Origin of the sequence: Turicibacter sp. (assembly GCF_017941855.1) — a bacterium.
Taxonomy (GTDB): domain Bacteria; phylum Bacillota_I; class Bacilli_A; order MOL361; family Turicibacteraceae; genus Turicibacter; species Turicibacter sanguinis.
Window position 1 is genome coordinate 32,179 of record NZ_JAGAVR010000049.1, and the last position, 18,152, is coordinate 50,330.

Consider the following 18,152-nt stretch of genomic DNA (forward strand, 5'->3'; position numbering starts at 1 on the left):
AACAGGTGATAAAAATGAATTTTGATGAGAAAATTAAGCAACTTCATTTAGAAAGACAGTTGAAATTAGAAGATTTACCTCAAGTCGATTTATATATGGATCAAGTTATTCAATTATTTCAAAATGTTTACGGTGAAACACTTCGAAATGACTCAGAAAAAGTTTTGACAAAAACAATGATTAATAATTACTCTAAGGGAAAATTATTATTTCCAATTCAAAATAAAAAATACACTAATGAACATTTAATTTTAATGAGTTTTATTTATCAACTAAAAGGCGGTTTATCAATCAGTGATATTAAGACATCTTTAGATGAAATTAATGAAAAAGTTATTGAACAATATGAATTTCCATTAACATCAATTTATGAAACATATTTGAAGTTGGTAGACAAGAATGTCGAAATATTCAAACAGAATGTTTTACAGAGCGTAGATGAAGTTTCACATGAGATTAATCAATTAGAGGGAATTCATCTAGAATCAATGGAAAAATTTCTACTATTATCTTCTCTTGTGAATATGAGTAATATGTACAGACGGTTAGCTGAATCATTAATTGATGATATGAAAAAGGAAGAAAATTAGCTATCGTATACTAGGGATTGTGTGGATAGAATAGATAAATCCAGATAAGTTTTTTATGATTTAAAAAAATCCACTTTATCTAATGGTGAAAGAAAACTACGAATCCACAAACTTATGATGTGGGATAGGTAACTAGTTTTAAAAAGTTCTATGAATTCAGACAGATTCTGAAGATTTGGGTTCTCTAGTTTTTTCATATAAGTCCATCTTCAACTGCTAGGTAAAAACATTTCTGATTCATATGGATGGTTATTGAAGTCTTAATTTGATAGAATGTGAGAGTAAGATTTTGAGAAAATTTAATTAGTAGGGAGAGGGCGACTATGTCTTTAACTAAACAATCGTATCATGCATTTCTTGCTATTTTAAAAGAAGAACTTGTACCTGCTCTTGGATGTACAGAACCAATTGCCATTGCTTATGCAGCAGCTAAAGCACGTGAGGTATTGGGGATATTTCCTGAAAAAATTATAGTTAGATGCAGTGGAAATATTATTAAAAATGCTAAATCGGTTGTAGTCCCTAATACAGGCAACTTAACAGGAATTGAGGCAAGTGCTATTACTGGTGCAATTGCAGGTGATTCAAGTAAAGGTCTTGAAGTGATTGAATGTGTAAATGAAAGTCAAATTCAAGAGGTAGGGAAGCAACTGCGCCAAAATTTATGTATAGTTGAACTAATCGAGAATGATGCAAATTTACATATTATTATGGAGATGGTTGCCGGTGATCAATCTTCGTTAGTAGAATTAATTCATACGCATACAAATGTGTGCCGTATTGAAAAAAATGGTGAAGTTTTATTATCTAAACAATTTAACAAAGATGACTTTAATTCTGCGTTAGCCGATCGTTCGGTTTTAAATGTAGCGGATATTTATGAGTTTGCCAATACAGTGGATTTATCTGATTTGAATGAAATGCTTGCTAAGCAAGTTAAATATAATTTAAGTATTGCCAAAGAAGGTTTATCTAATCAGTATGGTGTTAATGTTGGGAAAATGATTTTAGAATGTTATGGTGATGATGTTAAAACCAAAATGAAAGCTTATGCGGCAGCGGGATCTGATGCTCGTATGTGTGGATGTAGCTTACCAGTTATGACGACATCTGGAAGTGGAAATCAAGGAATGACGGCATCATTACCTATTATTATTTACGCTCGTGAAAAAGGATTAACAGAAGAACAAATGTATCGTGGATTAATTTTGGCGAGTCTTGTGACCATTCATCAAAAAACGTTTATTGGACGTTTATCAGCTTACTGTGGTGCTGTAAGTGCAGCCTGCGGTAGTGGTGCAGCCTTAACGTATTTAAAAGGTGGAACTCTTGAACAAATTGAAATGACGATTACAAATACATTAGCTAATATTGCAGGAATTGTTTGTGACGGAGCTAAAGCATCATGTGCGGCTAAAATTGCGTCAAGTTTAGATGCGGCTATTATGGCACATTATTTAGCTTTAAGAGGCGTGGCATTTGATGAAACATGTGGAATGGTGCAATCTAATATCGAAAGTACAATTGAAGCTTACGGACGTCTAGGCCGTGAAGGAATGAAACAAACGGATATTGAAGTTTTAAATATTATGTTAGCAAAATAAGTGAAAAGGGCTCAAAATCTTATATTTTGGGCCCTTTTGTTCTATTTAATAGGGATTATTAATATGGTTATAACAGAGTAAGTGTGAGGGGGATGAGGGATGTTAGAATCGATAATGCCAATGTTAAAGTGGGTTATTTTAATTGTGGTAATTTTAATTCTTTTATGCATGGTTTGGAAAAAGGCACCGCAGGATAAGGCAATTGTTGTAACAGGGTTAAAACGTCGTGTTATTAGTGGTAGTGGTGGAATTGTGATTCCTTATTTAGAACAAATTTCACGAATTTCACTTGAAAATATGAAAGTGGAAGTTAAGACCCATGAATCATTAGATAGTAATGGAGTTCCAATTGATACAGATGGAGTTGCAATTATTAAGGTTAATTCAGATCCTAAGTGTGTTTTACTTGCAATGGAACAATTTAATACGGGTCGTGAAAAAGAAACGATTAATGTTATTAAAGAAACTGTCCAAGATGTTCTTGAAGGAAAGTTACGTGAAATTGTTTCTAAGATGTCGATTGAGGAAATTTATAGAGATCGAGAAATGTTTGCAAATGAAGTTGAGAATGTGGCAAAAGATGATTTAGAAAAGATGGGGCTTGAAATTAAAACATTTACAATTCGAGATATTGATGATACAAAAGGCTATTTAACTGCACTTGGAGCGAAACAAATTGCGGAAGTAAAAAAGAATGCAGCGATTGCAGAAGCGGAAGCTGAGCGTGATCAAATGCAAAAAACTTCAGAAGCTAAACGCTTAGGAACGGAAGCACAGTTAAGGGCTGAAACTGAAATTGCTCGTGCAAAGAAAGAAAAAGAATTACAAATTCAGTCTTTTAAAGAAGAAGAACAAAAAGCGCAAGCAAAAGCCGATTTTGCTTATGAAGTAGAACAAAATATTGTAAAGAAAAATGTGATTGAAGCATTAAAAAATACTCAGTTATTTGAAGAGCAACGTCAGACTGAGATTGCAATGCAACAAGCTTTAAAACAAGAAAAAGAATTAGAGGCAACCGTTAAAAAGGTAGCGGAAGCACAGAAGTATAAAGCAGAACAAGAGGCCGAAGCAGAGCGTTATAAGTTGATTAAAAAGGCAGAGGCTGAAGCAGAGTCAATTCGGATAAAGGGAGCTGCAGAAGCGGAAGCAACACGTGTTAAAGGACAGGCATTAGCAGATGCGATGAAAGCAGAGGCGGAGGCGATGCGTGAAAAAGCTGAAGCTTATAAACAATACGGCGAAGCTGCGGTGATTCAAATGGTAGTAGAAAGGCTACCAGAAATTGCGCAACATATTTCAGCTCCGCTCGCACAAACTGAAAAAATGGTTATCATTGATAATGGTGGTGGCGGTGGGGCTGCAAAAGTCTCACAAAATGTAACGAAGATGATTGCTGAGGTTCCAGAAGTTGTGGAATCTTTAACGGGAATCAATTTAATTGACTTAATTTCTTCTATTCAACATAAATCTGAAAGTGATGAAACGGAAGAATTAAATGAAGCATAAGAAAAAGAGCCAATAGGCTCTTTTTCTTTATTTTTGAAGTTCCATAGCACCTGTCACTTTTGAAGTATCATCCATTTTAAAGCTATCTTTAGCTGCTTGGTCTTTGAAATAAATATTTCCATTAACTGTTGCATCAACTAATTCAAAGTTGTTACAGTCAACGTAAATATCACCCGCTACAGTCCCACCTTTAATACGAGAACCATCTTCTTTGAATGTCATTTTAGGTGCAGTTAGAGTATAGCTTGCTGTTTTATTACGGTTTTCATCTTGATTATACAGAGCTAATAAACGAGGTGTTTCAACGCCATCTTTTTTTAATCCACCTTCAAATGTTAAATCTTTTGTTGTATTCATATCTTTAGTAATGATAACAATCCAACTTTCTTTAACAGCTTTTTCTAGTGTTGCTTCATCTGTTACCCAAGAAGGTCCAGTTGTTGCATCTGCTAGCTCACCTGTATTTGGATTTGTTGTTGGAGATTGAGTGGTAGAATTATTAGTTGTCTCATTAGTATTAGTGTTATCTGCTTTACTACCACATCCACTTATTAAAGTGGCTAACGTGAATAAGGATAAAATAACTGTTTTCTTTTTCATATAAATCGTCCCAATCATTTAAAATTTAAATCCAATATTAATGTATCCAGATTCATGAGAAATATAAAAAAAACATCCACAAAAGTGGATGTTTTTTAGATGAAAGTTAAAATTATGCTTTGTTAACTGATCCGAATAATTCCATTTTTTCTTTAACGCAAGCTTTAATAGCTTCGAATCCTGGGTTTAATAATTTACGAGGGTCGAATCCTTTACCTTCTAAATCTTTTCCAGCTTCGATGTATTTACGTGTAGCTTCTTGGAATGCTAATTGGCATTCAGTATTAACGTTGATTTTAGCAACTCCTAAAGAGATCGCTTTTTTAATCATTTCTTCGTTAATTCCTGTTCCACCGTGTAATACTAATGGAGTGTTTCCAGTTGCAGCATTGATTTCTTCTAAAGCATCGAATGCTAATCCAGCCCAGTTTTCTGGGTATTTACCATGGATGTTTCCGATTCCAGCAGCTAACATAGTTACTCCTAAGTCAGCGATTAATTTACATTCAGCTGGGTCAGCAACTTCACCTTTACCAACTACACCGTCTTCTTCTCCACCGATTGATCCAACTTCAGCTTCTAAAGATAATCCTTTTTCAGCAGTTAATTTAACCATTTCAGTTGTTTTAGCGATGTTTTCTTCGATTGAGTAATGAGAACCATCGAACATGATTGAAGAGAATCCAGCTTCCATAGCGTCTAAAGCACCTTGGTAGCTTCCGTGGTCTAAGTGTAATGCTACAGGAACAGTGATGTTTAATGTTTTCATCATTCCTTCAACCATACCTACGATTGTATTATAACCGCACATATATTTTGCAGCACCTTCAGATACACCTAAGATAACTGGTGAGTTATTTTCTTGAGCAGTTAATAAAATAGCTTTAGTCCACTCTAAGTTGTTGATGTTGAATTGACCAACAGCGTATTTACCTTCATAGGCTTTTTGTAACATATCTTTAGCAGAAACTAACATGTTGTAACCTCCATCGATTCAATTATTATTGGATTGAGATTTTACTTTTTTCTCGTCCTAAAAGTTATTATAACGGAATTTGTGAAAAAAATAAATAAAAATGTTTTACTTTCACTTTGATGAATTTGAACGGAAAATATGGTTTAAAGTCGAATATTAAGTAAGAAATAATAAAAAGGCTATCATTCGATAGCCTCGTTTCATAGCATTAAGCACGCGTTTCTAATTTTTGAAATCTACGATCAATGTATACTTTGCATAAAGCGGCAATTGGAACAGAAAGAATCATACCAAGAGCTCCTAAATAATTCCCACCAATTAAAATGGCAATAAAAATCCAAACGGGTGCAAGACCGACGCTATCTCCTAATATTTTAGGTTGAATAAAGTATCCGTCTATTTGCTGATAGGCAATTAATAAGATAAATCCTAAAATACCAAGTTTAACACTTGTAAATAACCCAAGAATTAAAGCAAGTGCAGCACCGATGATAGGCCCAACATAAGGGATGATATTAGTAACCCCGGCGATTAATCCAATTAATAAAGCAAACGGATGACCGATAATGAGTAATAAAAGACTAGATGCAACGCCAACAATAGCGGCATCAATTAATTGTCCAACAATAAAATTACCAAAGACCTCATGTAAGTCATGTAAGAAATGTTTAATTTTTGCTTTTATCTGTGGCTTAAAAATAACAGTTCCTAATTTATCAATACCTGCAAAAATCGTTTCTTTATCTTTAAGGAAGTAGAAGGTTAAGATGATAGTCGCTAATGTATTGATTACCAGTCCTGTTAAATTTGTTACAACACCTGTTCCAATATTTAAAGCATTTGTTAATAAACCTTTTAAAAGGTTTGTTAAGAATAACGTAAACTCTTGAATTTGTTCGTTAGTAATAGAAACTGCTTTAATATATGGCGTTAAATTATTAATCCATTCCGTAATAATGGTTTGGAAGTTAGGAAGTGATTGCATAACGGTATCGATATTTTCAATGAGAGGAGGAAAGATTGAATTAATCAACGTATAGATAGCGAAGAAGACAAGGATAGCTAGTAATAAAATACTGATGGTGCGTGCCATTCCATTTGAAATCCCTTTTTTACTTATCTTTTTAAATCCTTTTTTAAAATTACGCTCAATAAACATGAGAGGGCGATATAAAATATATGAAATAACAAAGGCATATAAAATAGGTGAGATGACGGATAAAAAATTGGTTAAAAAACTTTTTGTCCAAAGAACGATATCCGATGATTTTAAAGATAATTGATAAACGAATAATAAAATGATTCCGATGACTAACGTAATCATGGCAATATTCAAATATTTTTTGCTAATTTTAACTTTATCAAACAAAATAATCCCTACTTTCTCTTGATGTCGTTTATTATGTCATATTTTAGTTTGAAAATCAAATAAATAATAGTGAATAGATAGGCTAGATAAGTTTTGTAAAAAAATTCTAACAACTAAGATTAGGTTAACATGATTGAAAATAGTTCTGTTTCAATAGAGATATACCGTTAGTATAATCCATTTTGCCATAAAAATTCCTATAGGAAACTCTTGGTTAATTGACAGAAGATAGTCGTTTAAACTCTTTTTTTATTAAGAAGAAACAGAGTAATGAAACACTTAAATCTGTGATTGGCTGAGCTAGCCAGACTCCATTCAGTCCTATTAATCTAGGAAGAATGATGAGAGCGGGAATCAAAATAATCATCTGACGAATAATCACAAGCCAAATAGAGAGTTTTGAATTCCCAATTGATTGGAAGAAGTTTGGGGCAGTTAAAGATAAAGCACATAATGGAAGACTGAAGGCGTAGAGTTTAAGTTCAGTTACAGTTGTGTTAATGAAGGTTTTATCTGGATTAAAAAAGCTCACAAGCGGCGTGGGAAGAATATAGATAAGTAAAAATCCGAGTGTGAAAATAATAGTTGAAGCAATAGTTCCTTGTAAAAATGTTTTTTTGACGCGGGTATAGTTTCGTTGACCAAAGTTATACCCAATAATTGGAATCATTCCTTGATTAATTCCGACGACCGGCATCATGACGAGATTATAAATAGTGCTAATGGTTGTGAAAGATCCGATGGATAGAGCGGTTCCATAGTGTTTTAGAGACTGATTTAATAAAATTTGAACGAAAGCAGAAATGAGCTGGATAAGCGCTGTGGATAATCCAAAGGTAATGATAGGTTTTACTAAATGATGTTGAATTTTTAATTTTTTAAAATCAAGTTTTAGGTTAGAGGCACCTCGTGTGTAATAGTACACAACATAAAGAAAGACAGTGGCCTGCGATAAGATGGTAGCAAGTGCAGCTCCGCTAATCCCGAGATTAAGTCCAAAAATAAAGAGCGGATCCAAAATAATATTAATGAGACAGCTTGCCATTAAAATTAAAGCCGCTCGTTTTGGATCTCCTTCAGAGCGGATAATTCCCATTAAAGAAAAGCCCATAATATAAAATGGAATACCGATTGTTAAAATATTGAGATAATCTTTGGCATAGCCAATCGTATCTGATGTAGCTCCGAATAGGTAAAGAAGGGGTTCATTAAATAGATAGAAGACAATCATTAAGAAAATGCTAATTATGAGTCCAAGAAGCGGAACTTGATTCAAAAAATCCTCTGCTTCTTCCTTCTTTTGTTCGCCAAGTCTTAGTGAGAGGTTAGCGATAGCTCCGTACGTAATTAAAAGTTCACAGGCTAATATAATCGTTGTAAAAGGAATTAAGGTTCCAAGTCCAGTTAAAGCTAAGGAACCGGCACCTTGAATATGACCAATAAAGATACGATCAACGGCATTGTATAAGGAAACGGTCATCATACTAATGATAGCTGGGATACAATATTTGAGTAGTAATTTAGAAATGTTTGTGGTTTGTAGTGAGTGATGCAATAGATACTCCTCCTTGTTCAAGTTGAAATTGTAGCTTATAATATCAAAAGATTTTTAGAAATTCGAGGACATTTGTCCATAGGGAGAAAGATATGAATTGGTTAACATCACGAATTGAGAATGGAAGTCAAAGTTTAAAAGATGGCATAGTTATGAAAAGATACGAAAAAGGGATGACAATTTTATCTGCAGAAGATGAAATTAAGGGTGTTTTAATTGTCAAAAAGGGAAAAGCTAAAGTATATTCTCTTGCTGAAAATGGATCGACTCATATGATTAAAATTTATGAAGCGGGAGAATTGCTAGGTGAGATGGAAATTCTCACTGGAAGAACTGTCTTTCATTATGTGGAGGCATTAGAAACGTGTGAGATGATGTGGATTTCACAGTCTTTATTTTTTGATTGGATAAAAGAGGATTCGGATGTTTCACTTTATATCATGAAGCAATTAGCAGAAAAATTATATCGTAGTGCAACCGTGATGAAGTCAGTTGTTTTATATCCACTTAAATATCAAGTGTTGTTTTTTATCTGGCGGCATATTTGTGAAACCAAGGAAATGGTCATAAAGAAAGAACTTGTTGTTGAGGCTTTAGGTTCTAACACAAGAAGCATCAATCGTATTATTAAAGAATTAGATGAGGATGGTATTTTAGATAATTTAAGTGGCGAAATTATCGTTCATGAATTTTCAAAAGTGGTTCAATTAGTTAGTCAATATGAATCATAAAATTTTAGAAAGCTAAGTTCATTTGGTTGACTTTTACGGAGGTTGTGCATATACTAATTACATGAACATATGAATAATTATTCATATGACAAAGTTTAGGAGGTCATTCCTATGGGGAAATCAAATCCATTTAAATTAATGTTAGAAGGATTAAATTGTGCGAATTGTGCTAATAAAATTGAAGAGCGTGTGAATCGATTAGAATTGGTAGAGGAGGCTAATTTAAACTTTTCCACAAGTCAATTAATTGTGAAATTATATGATGAGTCAATGAAATCACAAGCTATTGAAGAGATTAAAAGTATTGTGAAACAATTAGAGCCTGATGTAGTAGTATCAGAAAAAACTCAATTAGTTACACAAGTGAAACAGTCACAAAATAAAGAGATTAAACTTTTATTAGAAGGGTTGAACTGTGCAAACTGTGCAAATAAAATTGAAGACCGTGTTAATCAATTAGCGTCAGTTGAAAGTGCTAATTTGAATTTTTCCACAAGCCAATTAAGTGTTACACTCGAGGATGGAGCAATCAAACAAGAAACACTCGTTGAGATAAAAAGTATTATTAATAAATTAGAGCCTGATGTAGTGGTATCAGAAAAAGTATCAACTGTTACTGGTAAAATCAGTTCATGCCAAGATAGTTCTTGTTCAACACACGATCATGATACACATGAGCATAGTCACGAACATTTTGATGCCGAGTCAGGGTTTAAAGGCTTTATTAAGGAAAATATCGCCTTGCTACTTGGAGTTATTGTGTTCATTATCACGAGTGTTGGTAATTGGCCAGCTGAAGTGCTGTTATATGCGATTAGTTATTTATTAATCGGAGGAAATGTGTTGACGACAGCATTTAAAAATATAATGCGTGGTGAATTTTTTGATGAAAACTTCTTGATGATGGTTGCCACTGTTGGAGCTTTTGCCATTGGAGAATACCCTGAGGCCATCGCCGTTATGTTATTTTATGAAATTGGTGAATTGTTCCAAGGGTATGCGGTCAATCGTTCACGTAAATCAATTAGTTCTTTACTTGATATTCGTGCAGATCATGCTAATTTAGTGACAACTGAGGGGGTAAAGGAAGTTTCGCCGGAAGAGGTATCGATTGATGACGTGATTATCGTAAAACCTGGTGAACGTGTACCACTAGATGGAATCGTGGTTGAGGGTGAAAGTTACTTAGATACATCGGCTTTAACAGGCGAGTCAGTGCCACGTCTTGTGCATGTGGGGGAGGAGATTTTAGCTGGATGTATTAATACGAATGCTTTAGTACGTGTTCGCGTCAGCGCAACTTATGGTGACTCAACGGTTGCTCGTATTTTGGAGCTAGTTGAAAATGCGTCATCTAAAAAAGCTCAAACTGAAAAATTTATTACGAAATTTGCTCGTGTTTATACACCAATAGTTGTGTTATTGGCAGTGGCGATTGCGATTATTCCAAGTTTAATTTTTGGGGCAGATTTTTCAACATGGCTATATCGTGCGTTAGTGTTCTTAGTTGTTTCATGTCCTTGTGCTTTAGTTGTTTCGATTCCGTTAGGATTCTTTGCAGGACTTGGTGGTGCTTCAAGTCTTGGTGTTCTTATTAAAGGAGGAAACTATTTAGAAGCATTAAATCATGTGGAGACAGTCGTTTTTGATAAAACAGGAACGTTAACAAAAGGTGTTTTTAAAGTAACACAGATTCACTCAGTCAACATGACTGAAGAAGATTTTATTCAAGTTGCTGCTCATGCTGAAAGTCATTCAACTCATCCGATTGCAAAATCGATTGTAGTTGCATATGGGAAAGAGTTAAGCACAGATCGTTTAACCAATTATGAAGATATCGCAGGTCAGGGGATTAAAGTTAAAGTTGATGATCAACAAGTTTTAATTGGAAATGCGACTTTAATGCAAAGTGCTAATTTAGAAGTTTCAGAAGTCGATGCAATTGGAACCATTATTCACATGGCGATTAATGGTGAGTACAAAGGATACATGGTTATTGCAGATGAGATTAAGGAAAGTTCTAAAGCGGCTATTGCAGAACTAAAAAAACGTGGTGTTTCTAAAGTTGTGATGTTAACAGGTGATCACAAATCAGTGGCTGATAAAGTAGCTAAAGAATTAGGGATTGATGAAGTTTATTCACAATTATTACCTCATCAAAAAGTAGAACATGTTGAAGCATTGCTCGCTAAAAAATCATCAGATCAAAATTTAGTCTTTGTTGGAGATGGAATGAATGACGCACCTGTTCTTGCTCGTGCTGATATCGGAGTTGCAATGGGGGGAATTGGATCTGATGCAGCCATTGAAGCAGCAGATGTGGTCCTAATGAAAGATGATCCAATGGCATTGGTTGATGCGATTGTTAAAGCAAAACAAACAAGCCGTATTTTATATCAAAATATTATCTTTGCTTTAGGTGTTAAAATTCTAGTTATGATACTTGGAGCTTTGGGATTTGCAACGATGTGGGCAGCTGTGTTTGCAGATGTTGGGGTTACTATTCTCGCTGTTATGAATAGTACACGCGCTTTAAAAAGAAAATAATAATTAAAAGGTATCTCATCATTTGGAGATACCTTTTAATTTATTTATAGTAATGGTTGATTGTTTGATAACGCTCACTTCTTACGTTTTAAATTTTCAATGTTGGTTTCTAATGTTAACAACGAAATAGTAAAAAGAAAATTAGGTTTCTAAAATTGCAATAATATGCCTATATAAAAAGATACATTATTGGATATATTTTTGTATCTAATTTTATATTTATAGAGTTTTAATTGTGAGTTGTTTGAATATCTTTAGAATTTCTTAAGTTTTATATAAGGTATTTCTTTATTTATTATTGTTAAGATATAAGTGTCTTAAAGATGTAGGAATAGTCAATCTTTAATTAGGTATTATCCTAGCAATTGAGGATGGTATAACTTACTGGCGGAAGAAAGCTACGATCTCACTTTTTAAGTGAGCCACGTAGCGTAGGGAACCTACATAGCTCACAGCCGGGGTCCCCATTCTTAAGTTATTGTTGATAGGATAAGTTTTTAAATTAATAAAGTGAGGTGAGAAGTTTTCTAAGTTTGTTATATAATAATGGAAACACATGCTTAGAAAGAGGGTTTTTATGAGTCAGTCACATATTTTAATTGTTGAGGATGAAAAAGATATTGCATTAGCAATTGAAGCTTATTTAACAAATCAAGGATATAAGGTTAGTATTGCAGGTAATGGAATTGAAGCATTAGAAATTGTGGAAGCAACGCCAATTGATTTAGCCATTGTTGATGTCATGATGCCTAAAATGGATGGTATTACGTTTACGATGAAATTACGTGAACATCATCATTTTCCAGTGATTATGCTCTCAGCAAAATCGGAAGAGGTCGATCAAATTATGGGATTAAATATGGGGGCTGATGATTATGTGACGAAGCCATTTCGTCCATTAGAATTACTGGCTCGTGTCAACTCTCAACTTCGTCGTTATAAAAGGTTTTCAAATCTTTTAAATGAAGAAAGTTCAAATGTTATTACGATTGGTGGACTTGAATTAAATACTGAAACAAAGGAATTTACTGTAGACGGAAATGCAGTTAAATTAACGCCTATTGAGTACAAAATTTTGAACTTGTTAATGAAACATCCAGGTCGTGTTTTTCCTACGGAAGAAATTTATGAGCGTATTTGGAATGAAACTGCCATAAATACCGATACGATTATGGTTCATATTCGAAACATTCGAGAAAAAATAGAAATAAATCCGAAAAATCCAAAATATTTAAAGGTGGTGTGGGGAGTTGGATACAAACTCGAAAAGCAGTAATAAAATAAGTAAATGGATTGTTGGCATCATCTCCGTTTTAATAATAGGAATGATTTCAGGTTGGCTTTATTCACAGTATGAGAACATGGGGAAAATCGCTAAACAACAATCTGGAACTATATACACTGATCATGAGTTTTATACATATTTATCTGAATTAAGTTATACCTTATACTTTGATACCTTAAAACAGGAAAATAAAGAAATTAGTAATGAGGAATTAATTCAGATAACGACAAATGATTTAGAGTATTTATATGATAGGTACTATCATGAAACATCGATAGAAAATGTAGATTTTTATTATTTATCAACAGATGAGCAATATAAAGTTCTGATGAAATCTATCGGCTCATACGTTAAAAATAACTTAATTGATTCTAACTGGATTTTTAATCAGCTACAAAATATGGAGTACTTAGTCATTGATCAAACAGAGGGTTCGAACTATAAATATGGGAATCTTAATCTTGAAACATTGAACAATGCAAATTTAACTGCTTCACAATTAGAAAATTTAAAGAATCAATATCAGTCATTTGTTGTTTTAAATTATGATGCAAATGGAAATTTAACCGTGATAAATAACTATGAATTCGATTCTTCGACTAACGTGTATAATCACTTTGAGTATCAAGATGGCTATAAATTAGCTCCCATTAAAAACATGACGATTGTTTATGGGGTCCCTAAAATCTTAACCTATACAGATTATATCTGGCAGATGAATTATAGATATGATTGGTGGAGTATACAATCTGTTGTAGGCTATTTTAGTTGGATTGCGATTGCCTTAACAGCGATAACAGCTATTATTTTACCCATTAACGCTTTTAAACAAAGTAAGTTATTTACATGGATATTAAAAATTCCGTTTGAAATCATGCTCTTTTTATCCATCTTTTTGTTTCCGATTTTTATTGAGGCAATACCAAGTCTAGTTCAATCTACACTTGAAGAGATGGAGTTTATGAATACTAGTTATTTAATCTTCCCTGAGAGTGTCCATCATTTAATTGCTCCAACATTTAATATCGTGATGTGGACTATCGTTTTATACTGGTTTTTCCTAGATTGTGTCTATCTTAAAAATCTATTTAAAATAGGATGGAAAGCAACAATAAAAACAAAATTTATCAGTATTAATCTCATGAGAGGGTTTGTAAGAAAAGGACGATTAATTTATCAAAATTTAGCTAATATTGATTTGAAAAATGCTAATACCAAAAAGTTAGCACTATTTTTAGGAATTCAATTTGTTATGATTAGTATCATGTGTTTAACTTGGTTTTTTGGTTTATTTATTGCTATCATTTACACAGGTTTCCTATTTGTTTACTTAAATAAAAAGATTAAAAAAATAGAATCAGATTATTCAAGGTTATTTGAAGTCACAAATGAAGTTGCAGAAGGAAACCTAGATGTGGTCATTGATGAAGACTTAGGAATTTTTAATTCATTTAAAGATGAAGTTGTTAATATTCAAAGTGGATTAAAAAAGGCAGTTCAAAATGAAGTGAAGAGTCAGCGCATGAAAACAGATTTAATAGCGAATGTTTCACATGATTTAAAAACACCTCTGACGTCAATTATTACATATGTTGATTTACTTAAAGATGAAAATTTAACTCATGAAAAACGAACACAGTACCTTGAAACATTAGACCAAAAATCGCAGCGACTAAAAATTTTAATTGAAGATTTATTTGAGATGAGTAAGGCAAGTAGTGGTAATATCACAATGAATTTACAGATGGTGGACGTGGTTTCTTTAATGAAACAAACGTTGCTTGAAACAGAGGATAAAATTGAAGAAGCGGGACTTATGATTCGCCGTCAATTTCCAGAACATAAGGTAATGATATCACTTGATAGTGAGCGTACATTCCGTGTGTTTGAAAACTTAATTTCAAATATGACAAAGTATGCAATGGCTAGAACACGTGCTTATATTGATATTGTGGATGATGAAGAAATAGTTCAAATTATTTTTAAAAATATGTCGGCTGAGGAAATCAATGTTAATGTCGATGAACTAGTGGAACGATTTGTAAGAGGAGATCAATCTCGTCATACAGAGGGATCAGGTCTTGGACTTGCGATTGCAAAAAGTTTTGTGGAATTACAAGGTGGACAATTTGTGGTTCAGGTCGATGGAGACTTGTTTAAAGTCATCATCACGTTTAGTAAATAACTAAAGGCATCGAGATTCTTCTCGGTGCTTTTTAATGTGAATTATGATAGAATTTGTTTTGTTAACGGAAGTGGGGAATTAGGGTGATTTTAGGAATATTATTTATCTTTGGATTTTTAGTTTATCGAATTAGTTGTAGTTTGAAATTTAAGACATTTAATGTATGGCGTGAAGTAGCGATCTGGATATTTTTTATTTACTTGGTTGTTGTAGCGAATTTAACTTTGTTTAAGCACGGCGTTTTTGAGTATCCAATTTCTATACAGCAGTTGATAGATAGGGTGAATTTGGTTCCACTTGTAGAAACTTATAAAATGTTAACTGATGGTTGGATTGTGGCGTATTCTTGGTACCAAGTGATTGCGAATATTTTAGTATTAATACCGCTGGGCTTTTTAACGCCAATCTTATTTAAATCGTTAACTAAGTGGTGGCATATTTTAATTGTTGGATGTAGTACCTCATTATTAATCGAAGTATTCCAAATCTTAACGCCTCAAAATGTTGTAGATGTGGATGATTTAATTTTTAATACATTGGGAGCTATGATTGGATACGGTGTGTATCTACTATTTATAAAGCTAGTTAAGTATTTCAAGTTGATGAATGTTGTGGAAAAGTTTGAGGTTCCGTTGAAAAAGCCTATTATTAGAGTCGCGAGTGTTCCAATTAGTATTATGGTTTTGATCTCCTGTTTGGCATCGATATTGGCTTATTATGAATCTACACTGTGTGCTAGTTTAAGTGATGAAGAACTAGTAACAGCCCATTTATCTTATGAGGGTGAAATTATTTCAACATCTTTGGAGGATTATCGTCTAATTTTAAAGGATGATGGTGAGTATTTAGACTTAGATATTTATCAAGAGCTACCGCTTAATCGTGTCCGCATGATTGGTGGGAGTCAGTGGCATCCTGAATATAATGAAATGAATTATGAATTTATGTTTTTGACTGATGATTTTAGAGTCGATGATGAAGCAATCTTTGTGATATTTGGAAAAAATGAAGCAGCAACTCAGATTAAAATCACGTATTTAGAAGAAGAATATATAGAAGAACTTTCGCCTGGAAATTTCTTAGTTGTTTATCCAAAAATTATTTTAATGGATGACGATAGCTTGTATCAGTTGTATGACAGTAAAGAGTCGAAAAATTTTGAAGTTGAATTTTTAAGTGAAAATGGAGAAGTGGTGAATAGTTTATGAAAGTATTAAATATGGGTTCATGTAACATTGATTATATTTATGAAGTTGACCATATGGTTAAACCCGGTGAAACGCAGTCTGTAAGTTCACTGCAAGTTGTTAGTGGTGGTAAAGGATTAAATCAATCGATTGCTCTTGCTAAGGCAGGCGTTAATGTTTATCATGCCGGATTAATTGGAGCAGACGGTGGAATTTTAAAAGAAGCATTAACATCTCACGGAGCCAATTGTGAGTATTTAAAAGAAGTGGATGAGAAGTCGGGACATGCGATTATTCAAATTGATCGTCGTGGAGAAAACTGTATCTTAGTTTATCCGGGAGCTAATCATTGTTTTACAGAAGCAAAAGTTGATGAGATTTTATCAGATTTTAATGAAGGTGATTTATTACTGTTACAAAATGAGATTAATTTAATGGATTATATCGTCAAATCAGCTCATGAACGTGGTTTGAAAATCGCACTTAATCCCGCTCCATTTAACGATAAAGTGAAAGCAATTGATTTATCTTTGATTGATTATCTTGTCGTTAATGAAATAGAGGGATGTGATTTGGCAAATGAGGAAGATGAGTCAAAGGTAATAGATACTTTAAAATCCATGTATCCACAGACACATATTTTATTAACACTTGGAAGTAAGGGGTGCCTTTATACACAGGGAGAAATGGTTATTAAACAAGAAGCATACAAAGTAGAAGCTGTGGATACAACAGCAGCGGGAGATACGTTCATTGGATATTTTATTGCTGGATTAGTTGAAGGATATGAGATTAAAGAGTGTTTAGAATTAGCAGCTCGTGCTTCTTCAATAACGGTGACGAGAAAAGGATCATCCTCTTCTATTCCAACAATAGAGGAAGTGAGACAGTTATAAAGGGGAGTATGGATGAGAAGAAAGTTAGCAGTGATTGTTTGTTTGCTTTGGATGGCATTTATTTTTTATCAATCTTCACAAACTTCACAACAATCAAATGAACTGAGTCATGAAATTGTCAATTATATTGGTAGCCAACAAAAAGAAGAAACGAAAGTTGAAACACCTGAATCAATGGTGATACAGGAAAGTAAATGGAGCTTCGAACAAGTTAACGTGTTTATTCGCAAAAGTGCCCACGCGTTTGAGTTTTTTATTTTAGCTATTTTATTAGCTTGGGTTTTGATAGAATATCATATTTCAGGATGGAAAGTTACTGTTATGACACTACTAGCTGTGTTGCTTTATGCAATAAGTGATGAATTTCATCAGTTATTTGTTGAAGGAAGAAGTGCTAGGATTTTTGATGTCACGGTAGATTTTGTTGGTGGGGTTATTGGAATTTCATTCGTTCAACTTATATTAAAAATAAGGCAAATAAAAAGCAGGAGATAATCCTGCTTTTTATTTGGAGTTTGATAAGAAGTGTATTAGTTCTTTTTGATTTCTGCGTAGAGGAGATTTTTTATATCGAATGATTCCAAGTTCACTTTTAATTGTTGGTTTAATCGGGATAACAACAATTCCATGTTGATTAAAACTATTTAACTGTTGGCTCATTAGTAAACTAATCATGTCCCCATTGATGACGGAACTTAAAATGGTTTCAATTCGTGCTGTTTGAAGTATTTTAGGGTAAAATCCTGCATCTTGGCAAGATTTTAAACAGAGTGTATAAATTCCCGTATGTTTATTCATAAAAATAAATGATTCATCTTTTAAATCCGTTAAAGAAATTTCTGTGGTATTAGAAAATGGATGATGGATAGGTAATAGAGCGACCAGTTCATCTTCTGCAATTTTATAAAAGTCAAATTCCTTCTCATCTATATATTCTTTTCTAATAATTCCAAGATCATAGACTCGATGTTTTAGGCCTGTAATAATTGCTTCTTCTTCAAGTTCTTGAATAGAGAGATTCAGATTTGGATACTGATTTTTAAACTTTTGTAGAGGTGCCAATAGATGATAGGGTGCTAAAACGGGTAAAGTGGCTAATTTAATGCTTCCACGTCCATTCA

Annotated in this window: 15 protein-coding genes; 10 read left to right on the forward strand and 5 right to left on the reverse strand. The window is 33.3% G+C overall.

Going from position 1 to position 18,152, the window contains the following annotated elements:
• Positions 1-14 precede the first annotated feature (14 nt).
• The 3 genes from J6D32_RS06920 to J6D32_RS06930 all read left to right on the forward strand — a co-directional run bounded on the left by J6D32_RS06920 (position 15) and on the right by J6D32_RS06930 (position 3,700).
• Positions 15-590, forward strand: a complete 576-nt coding sequence (locus J6D32_RS06920) for a DUF1836 domain-containing protein (RefSeq protein WP_006784805.1) — start codon at positions 15-17, stop codon at positions 588-590.
• A gap of 323 nt (positions 591-913) precedes the next feature.
• The gene (locus J6D32_RS06925) at positions 914-2,194 is read left to right on the forward strand and encodes an L-cysteine desulfidase family protein (RefSeq protein ID WP_006784806.1); all 1,281 of its coding nucleotides are present in this window, start codon (positions 914-916) and stop codon (positions 2,192-2,194) included.
• A 99-nt stretch (positions 2,195-2,293) separates the two neighbouring features.
• A complete protein-coding gene (locus J6D32_RS06930; RefSeq protein WP_006784807.1) occupies positions 2,294-3,700 on the forward strand; it encodes a flotillin family protein in 1,407 nt (468 codons plus the stop codon).
• A gap of 27 nt (positions 3,701-3,727) precedes the next feature.
• Here J6D32_RS06930 and J6D32_RS06935 read toward each other — a convergent pair whose 3' ends face one another.
• The 4 genes from J6D32_RS06935 to J6D32_RS06950 form a co-directional block, all read right to left on the reverse strand.
• Complete coding sequence (locus J6D32_RS06935; RefSeq protein WP_229040185.1) at positions 3,728-4,300, reverse strand: lipofamily protein; 573 nt, start codon at positions 4,298-4,300, stop codon at positions 3,728-3,730.
• Positions 4,301-4,412: 112 nt separating this feature from the next.
• Positions 4,413-5,276 (reverse strand): class II fructose-1,6-bisphosphate aldolase, encoded by an 864-nt coding sequence (gene fba, locus J6D32_RS06940; protein WP_006784809.1) that lies wholly within the window; start codon positions 5,274-5,276, stop codon positions 4,413-4,415.
• Positions 5,277-5,484: 208 nt separating this feature from the next.
• Entirely contained in the window at positions 5,485-6,645 is a 1,161-nt protein-coding gene (locus J6D32_RS06945; RefSeq protein ID WP_006784810.1) for an AI-2E family transporter, read from the reverse strand.
• Positions 6,646-6,859: 214 nt separating this feature from the next.
• Complete coding sequence (locus J6D32_RS06950) at positions 6,860-8,200, reverse strand: MATE family efflux transporter (RefSeq protein WP_055164592.1); 1,341 nt, start codon at positions 8,198-8,200, stop codon at positions 6,860-6,862.
• A gap of 92 nt (positions 8,201-8,292) precedes the next feature.
• Between J6D32_RS06950 and J6D32_RS06955 the strand changes: the two genes are divergently transcribed.
• The 7 genes from J6D32_RS06955 to J6D32_RS06985 all read left to right on the forward strand — a co-directional run bounded on the left by J6D32_RS06955 (position 8,293) and on the right by J6D32_RS06985 (position 17,526).
• Positions 8,293-8,931 carry a Crp/Fnr family transcriptional regulator gene (locus tag J6D32_RS06955; protein ID WP_006784812.1) on the forward strand — a complete coding sequence of 213 codons (639 nt, stop codon included), beginning with the start codon at positions 8,293-8,295 and terminating at the stop codon, positions 8,929-8,931.
• Positions 8,932-9,042: 111 nt separating this feature from the next.
• On the forward strand, positions 9,043-11,478 hold the full coding sequence (locus J6D32_RS06960) for a heavy metal translocating P-type ATPase (protein WP_006784813.1): 2,436 nt from the start codon (positions 9,043-9,045) through the stop codon (positions 11,476-11,478).
• Positions 11,479-12,055: 577 nt separating this feature from the next.
• Entirely contained in the window at positions 12,056-12,754 is a 699-nt protein-coding gene (locus J6D32_RS06965; RefSeq protein WP_006784814.1) for a response regulator transcription factor, read from the forward strand.
• Entirely contained in the window at positions 12,729-14,948 is a 2,220-nt protein-coding gene (locus J6D32_RS06970; RefSeq protein ID WP_009606652.1) for a sensor histidine kinase, read from the forward strand. The genes J6D32_RS06965 and J6D32_RS06970 overlap by 26 nt, the downstream gene beginning before the upstream one ends.
• Before the next feature lie 83 nt (positions 14,949-15,031).
• The gene (locus J6D32_RS06975; RefSeq protein WP_006784816.1) at positions 15,032-16,156 is read left to right on the forward strand and encodes a VanZ family protein; all 1,125 of its coding nucleotides are present in this window, start codon (positions 15,032-15,034) and stop codon (positions 16,154-16,156) included.
• Positions 16,153-17,031, forward strand: a complete 879-nt coding sequence (locus tag J6D32_RS06980; RefSeq protein WP_006784817.1) for a ribokinase — start codon at positions 16,153-16,155, stop codon at positions 17,029-17,031. Before J6D32_RS06975 ends, J6D32_RS06980 begins: the two co-directional genes overlap by 4 nt.
• Positions 17,032-17,043: 12 nt before the next feature.
• Positions 17,044-17,526 carry a VanZ family protein gene (locus J6D32_RS06985; protein ID WP_006784818.1) on the forward strand — a complete coding sequence of 161 codons (483 nt, stop codon included), beginning with the start codon at positions 17,044-17,046 and terminating at the stop codon, positions 17,524-17,526.
• 9 nt (positions 17,527-17,535) lie between these two features.
• Here J6D32_RS06985 and J6D32_RS06990 read toward each other — a convergent pair.
• The coding region (locus J6D32_RS06990; RefSeq protein ID WP_287467453.1) for a LysR family transcriptional regulator substrate-binding protein at positions 17,536-18,152 on the reverse strand (617 nt) is incomplete at its 5' end.

Coding starts and splice junctions, on each gene's coding strand:
- J6D32_RS06930 (WP_006784807.1), top strand. CDS start 2,294: ATGTTAGAATCGATAATGCCAATGTTAAAGTGGGTTATTTTAATTGTG.
- J6D32_RS06925 (WP_006784806.1), top strand. CDS start 914: ATGTCTTTAACTAAACAATCGTATCATGCATTTCTTGCTATTTTAAAA.
- fba (WP_006784809.1), bottom strand. CDS start 5,276: ATGTTAGTTTCTGCTAAAGATATGTTACAAAAAGCCTATGAAGGTAAA.
- J6D32_RS06985 (WP_006784818.1), top strand. CDS start 17,044: ATGAGAAGAAAGTTAGCAGTGATTGTTTGTTTGCTTTGGATGGCATTT.
- J6D32_RS06980 (WP_006784817.1), top strand. CDS start 16,153: ATGAAAGTATTAAATATGGGTTCATGTAACATTGATTATATTTATGAA.
- J6D32_RS06960 (WP_006784813.1), top strand. CDS start 9,043: ATGGGGAAATCAAATCCATTTAAATTAATGTTAGAAGGATTAAATTGT.
- J6D32_RS06955 (WP_006784812.1), top strand. CDS start 8,293: ATGAATTGGTTAACATCACGAATTGAGAATGGAAGTCAAAGTTTAAAA.
- J6D32_RS06935 (WP_229040185.1), bottom strand. CDS start 4,300: ATGAAAAAGAAAACAGTTATTTTATCCTTATTCACGTTAGCCACTTTA.
- J6D32_RS06965 (WP_006784814.1), top strand. CDS start 12,056: ATGAGTCAGTCACATATTTTAATTGTTGAGGATGAAAAAGATATTGCA.
- J6D32_RS06920 (WP_006784805.1), top strand. CDS start 15: ATGAATTTTGATGAGAAAATTAAGCAACTTCATTTAGAAAGACAGTTG.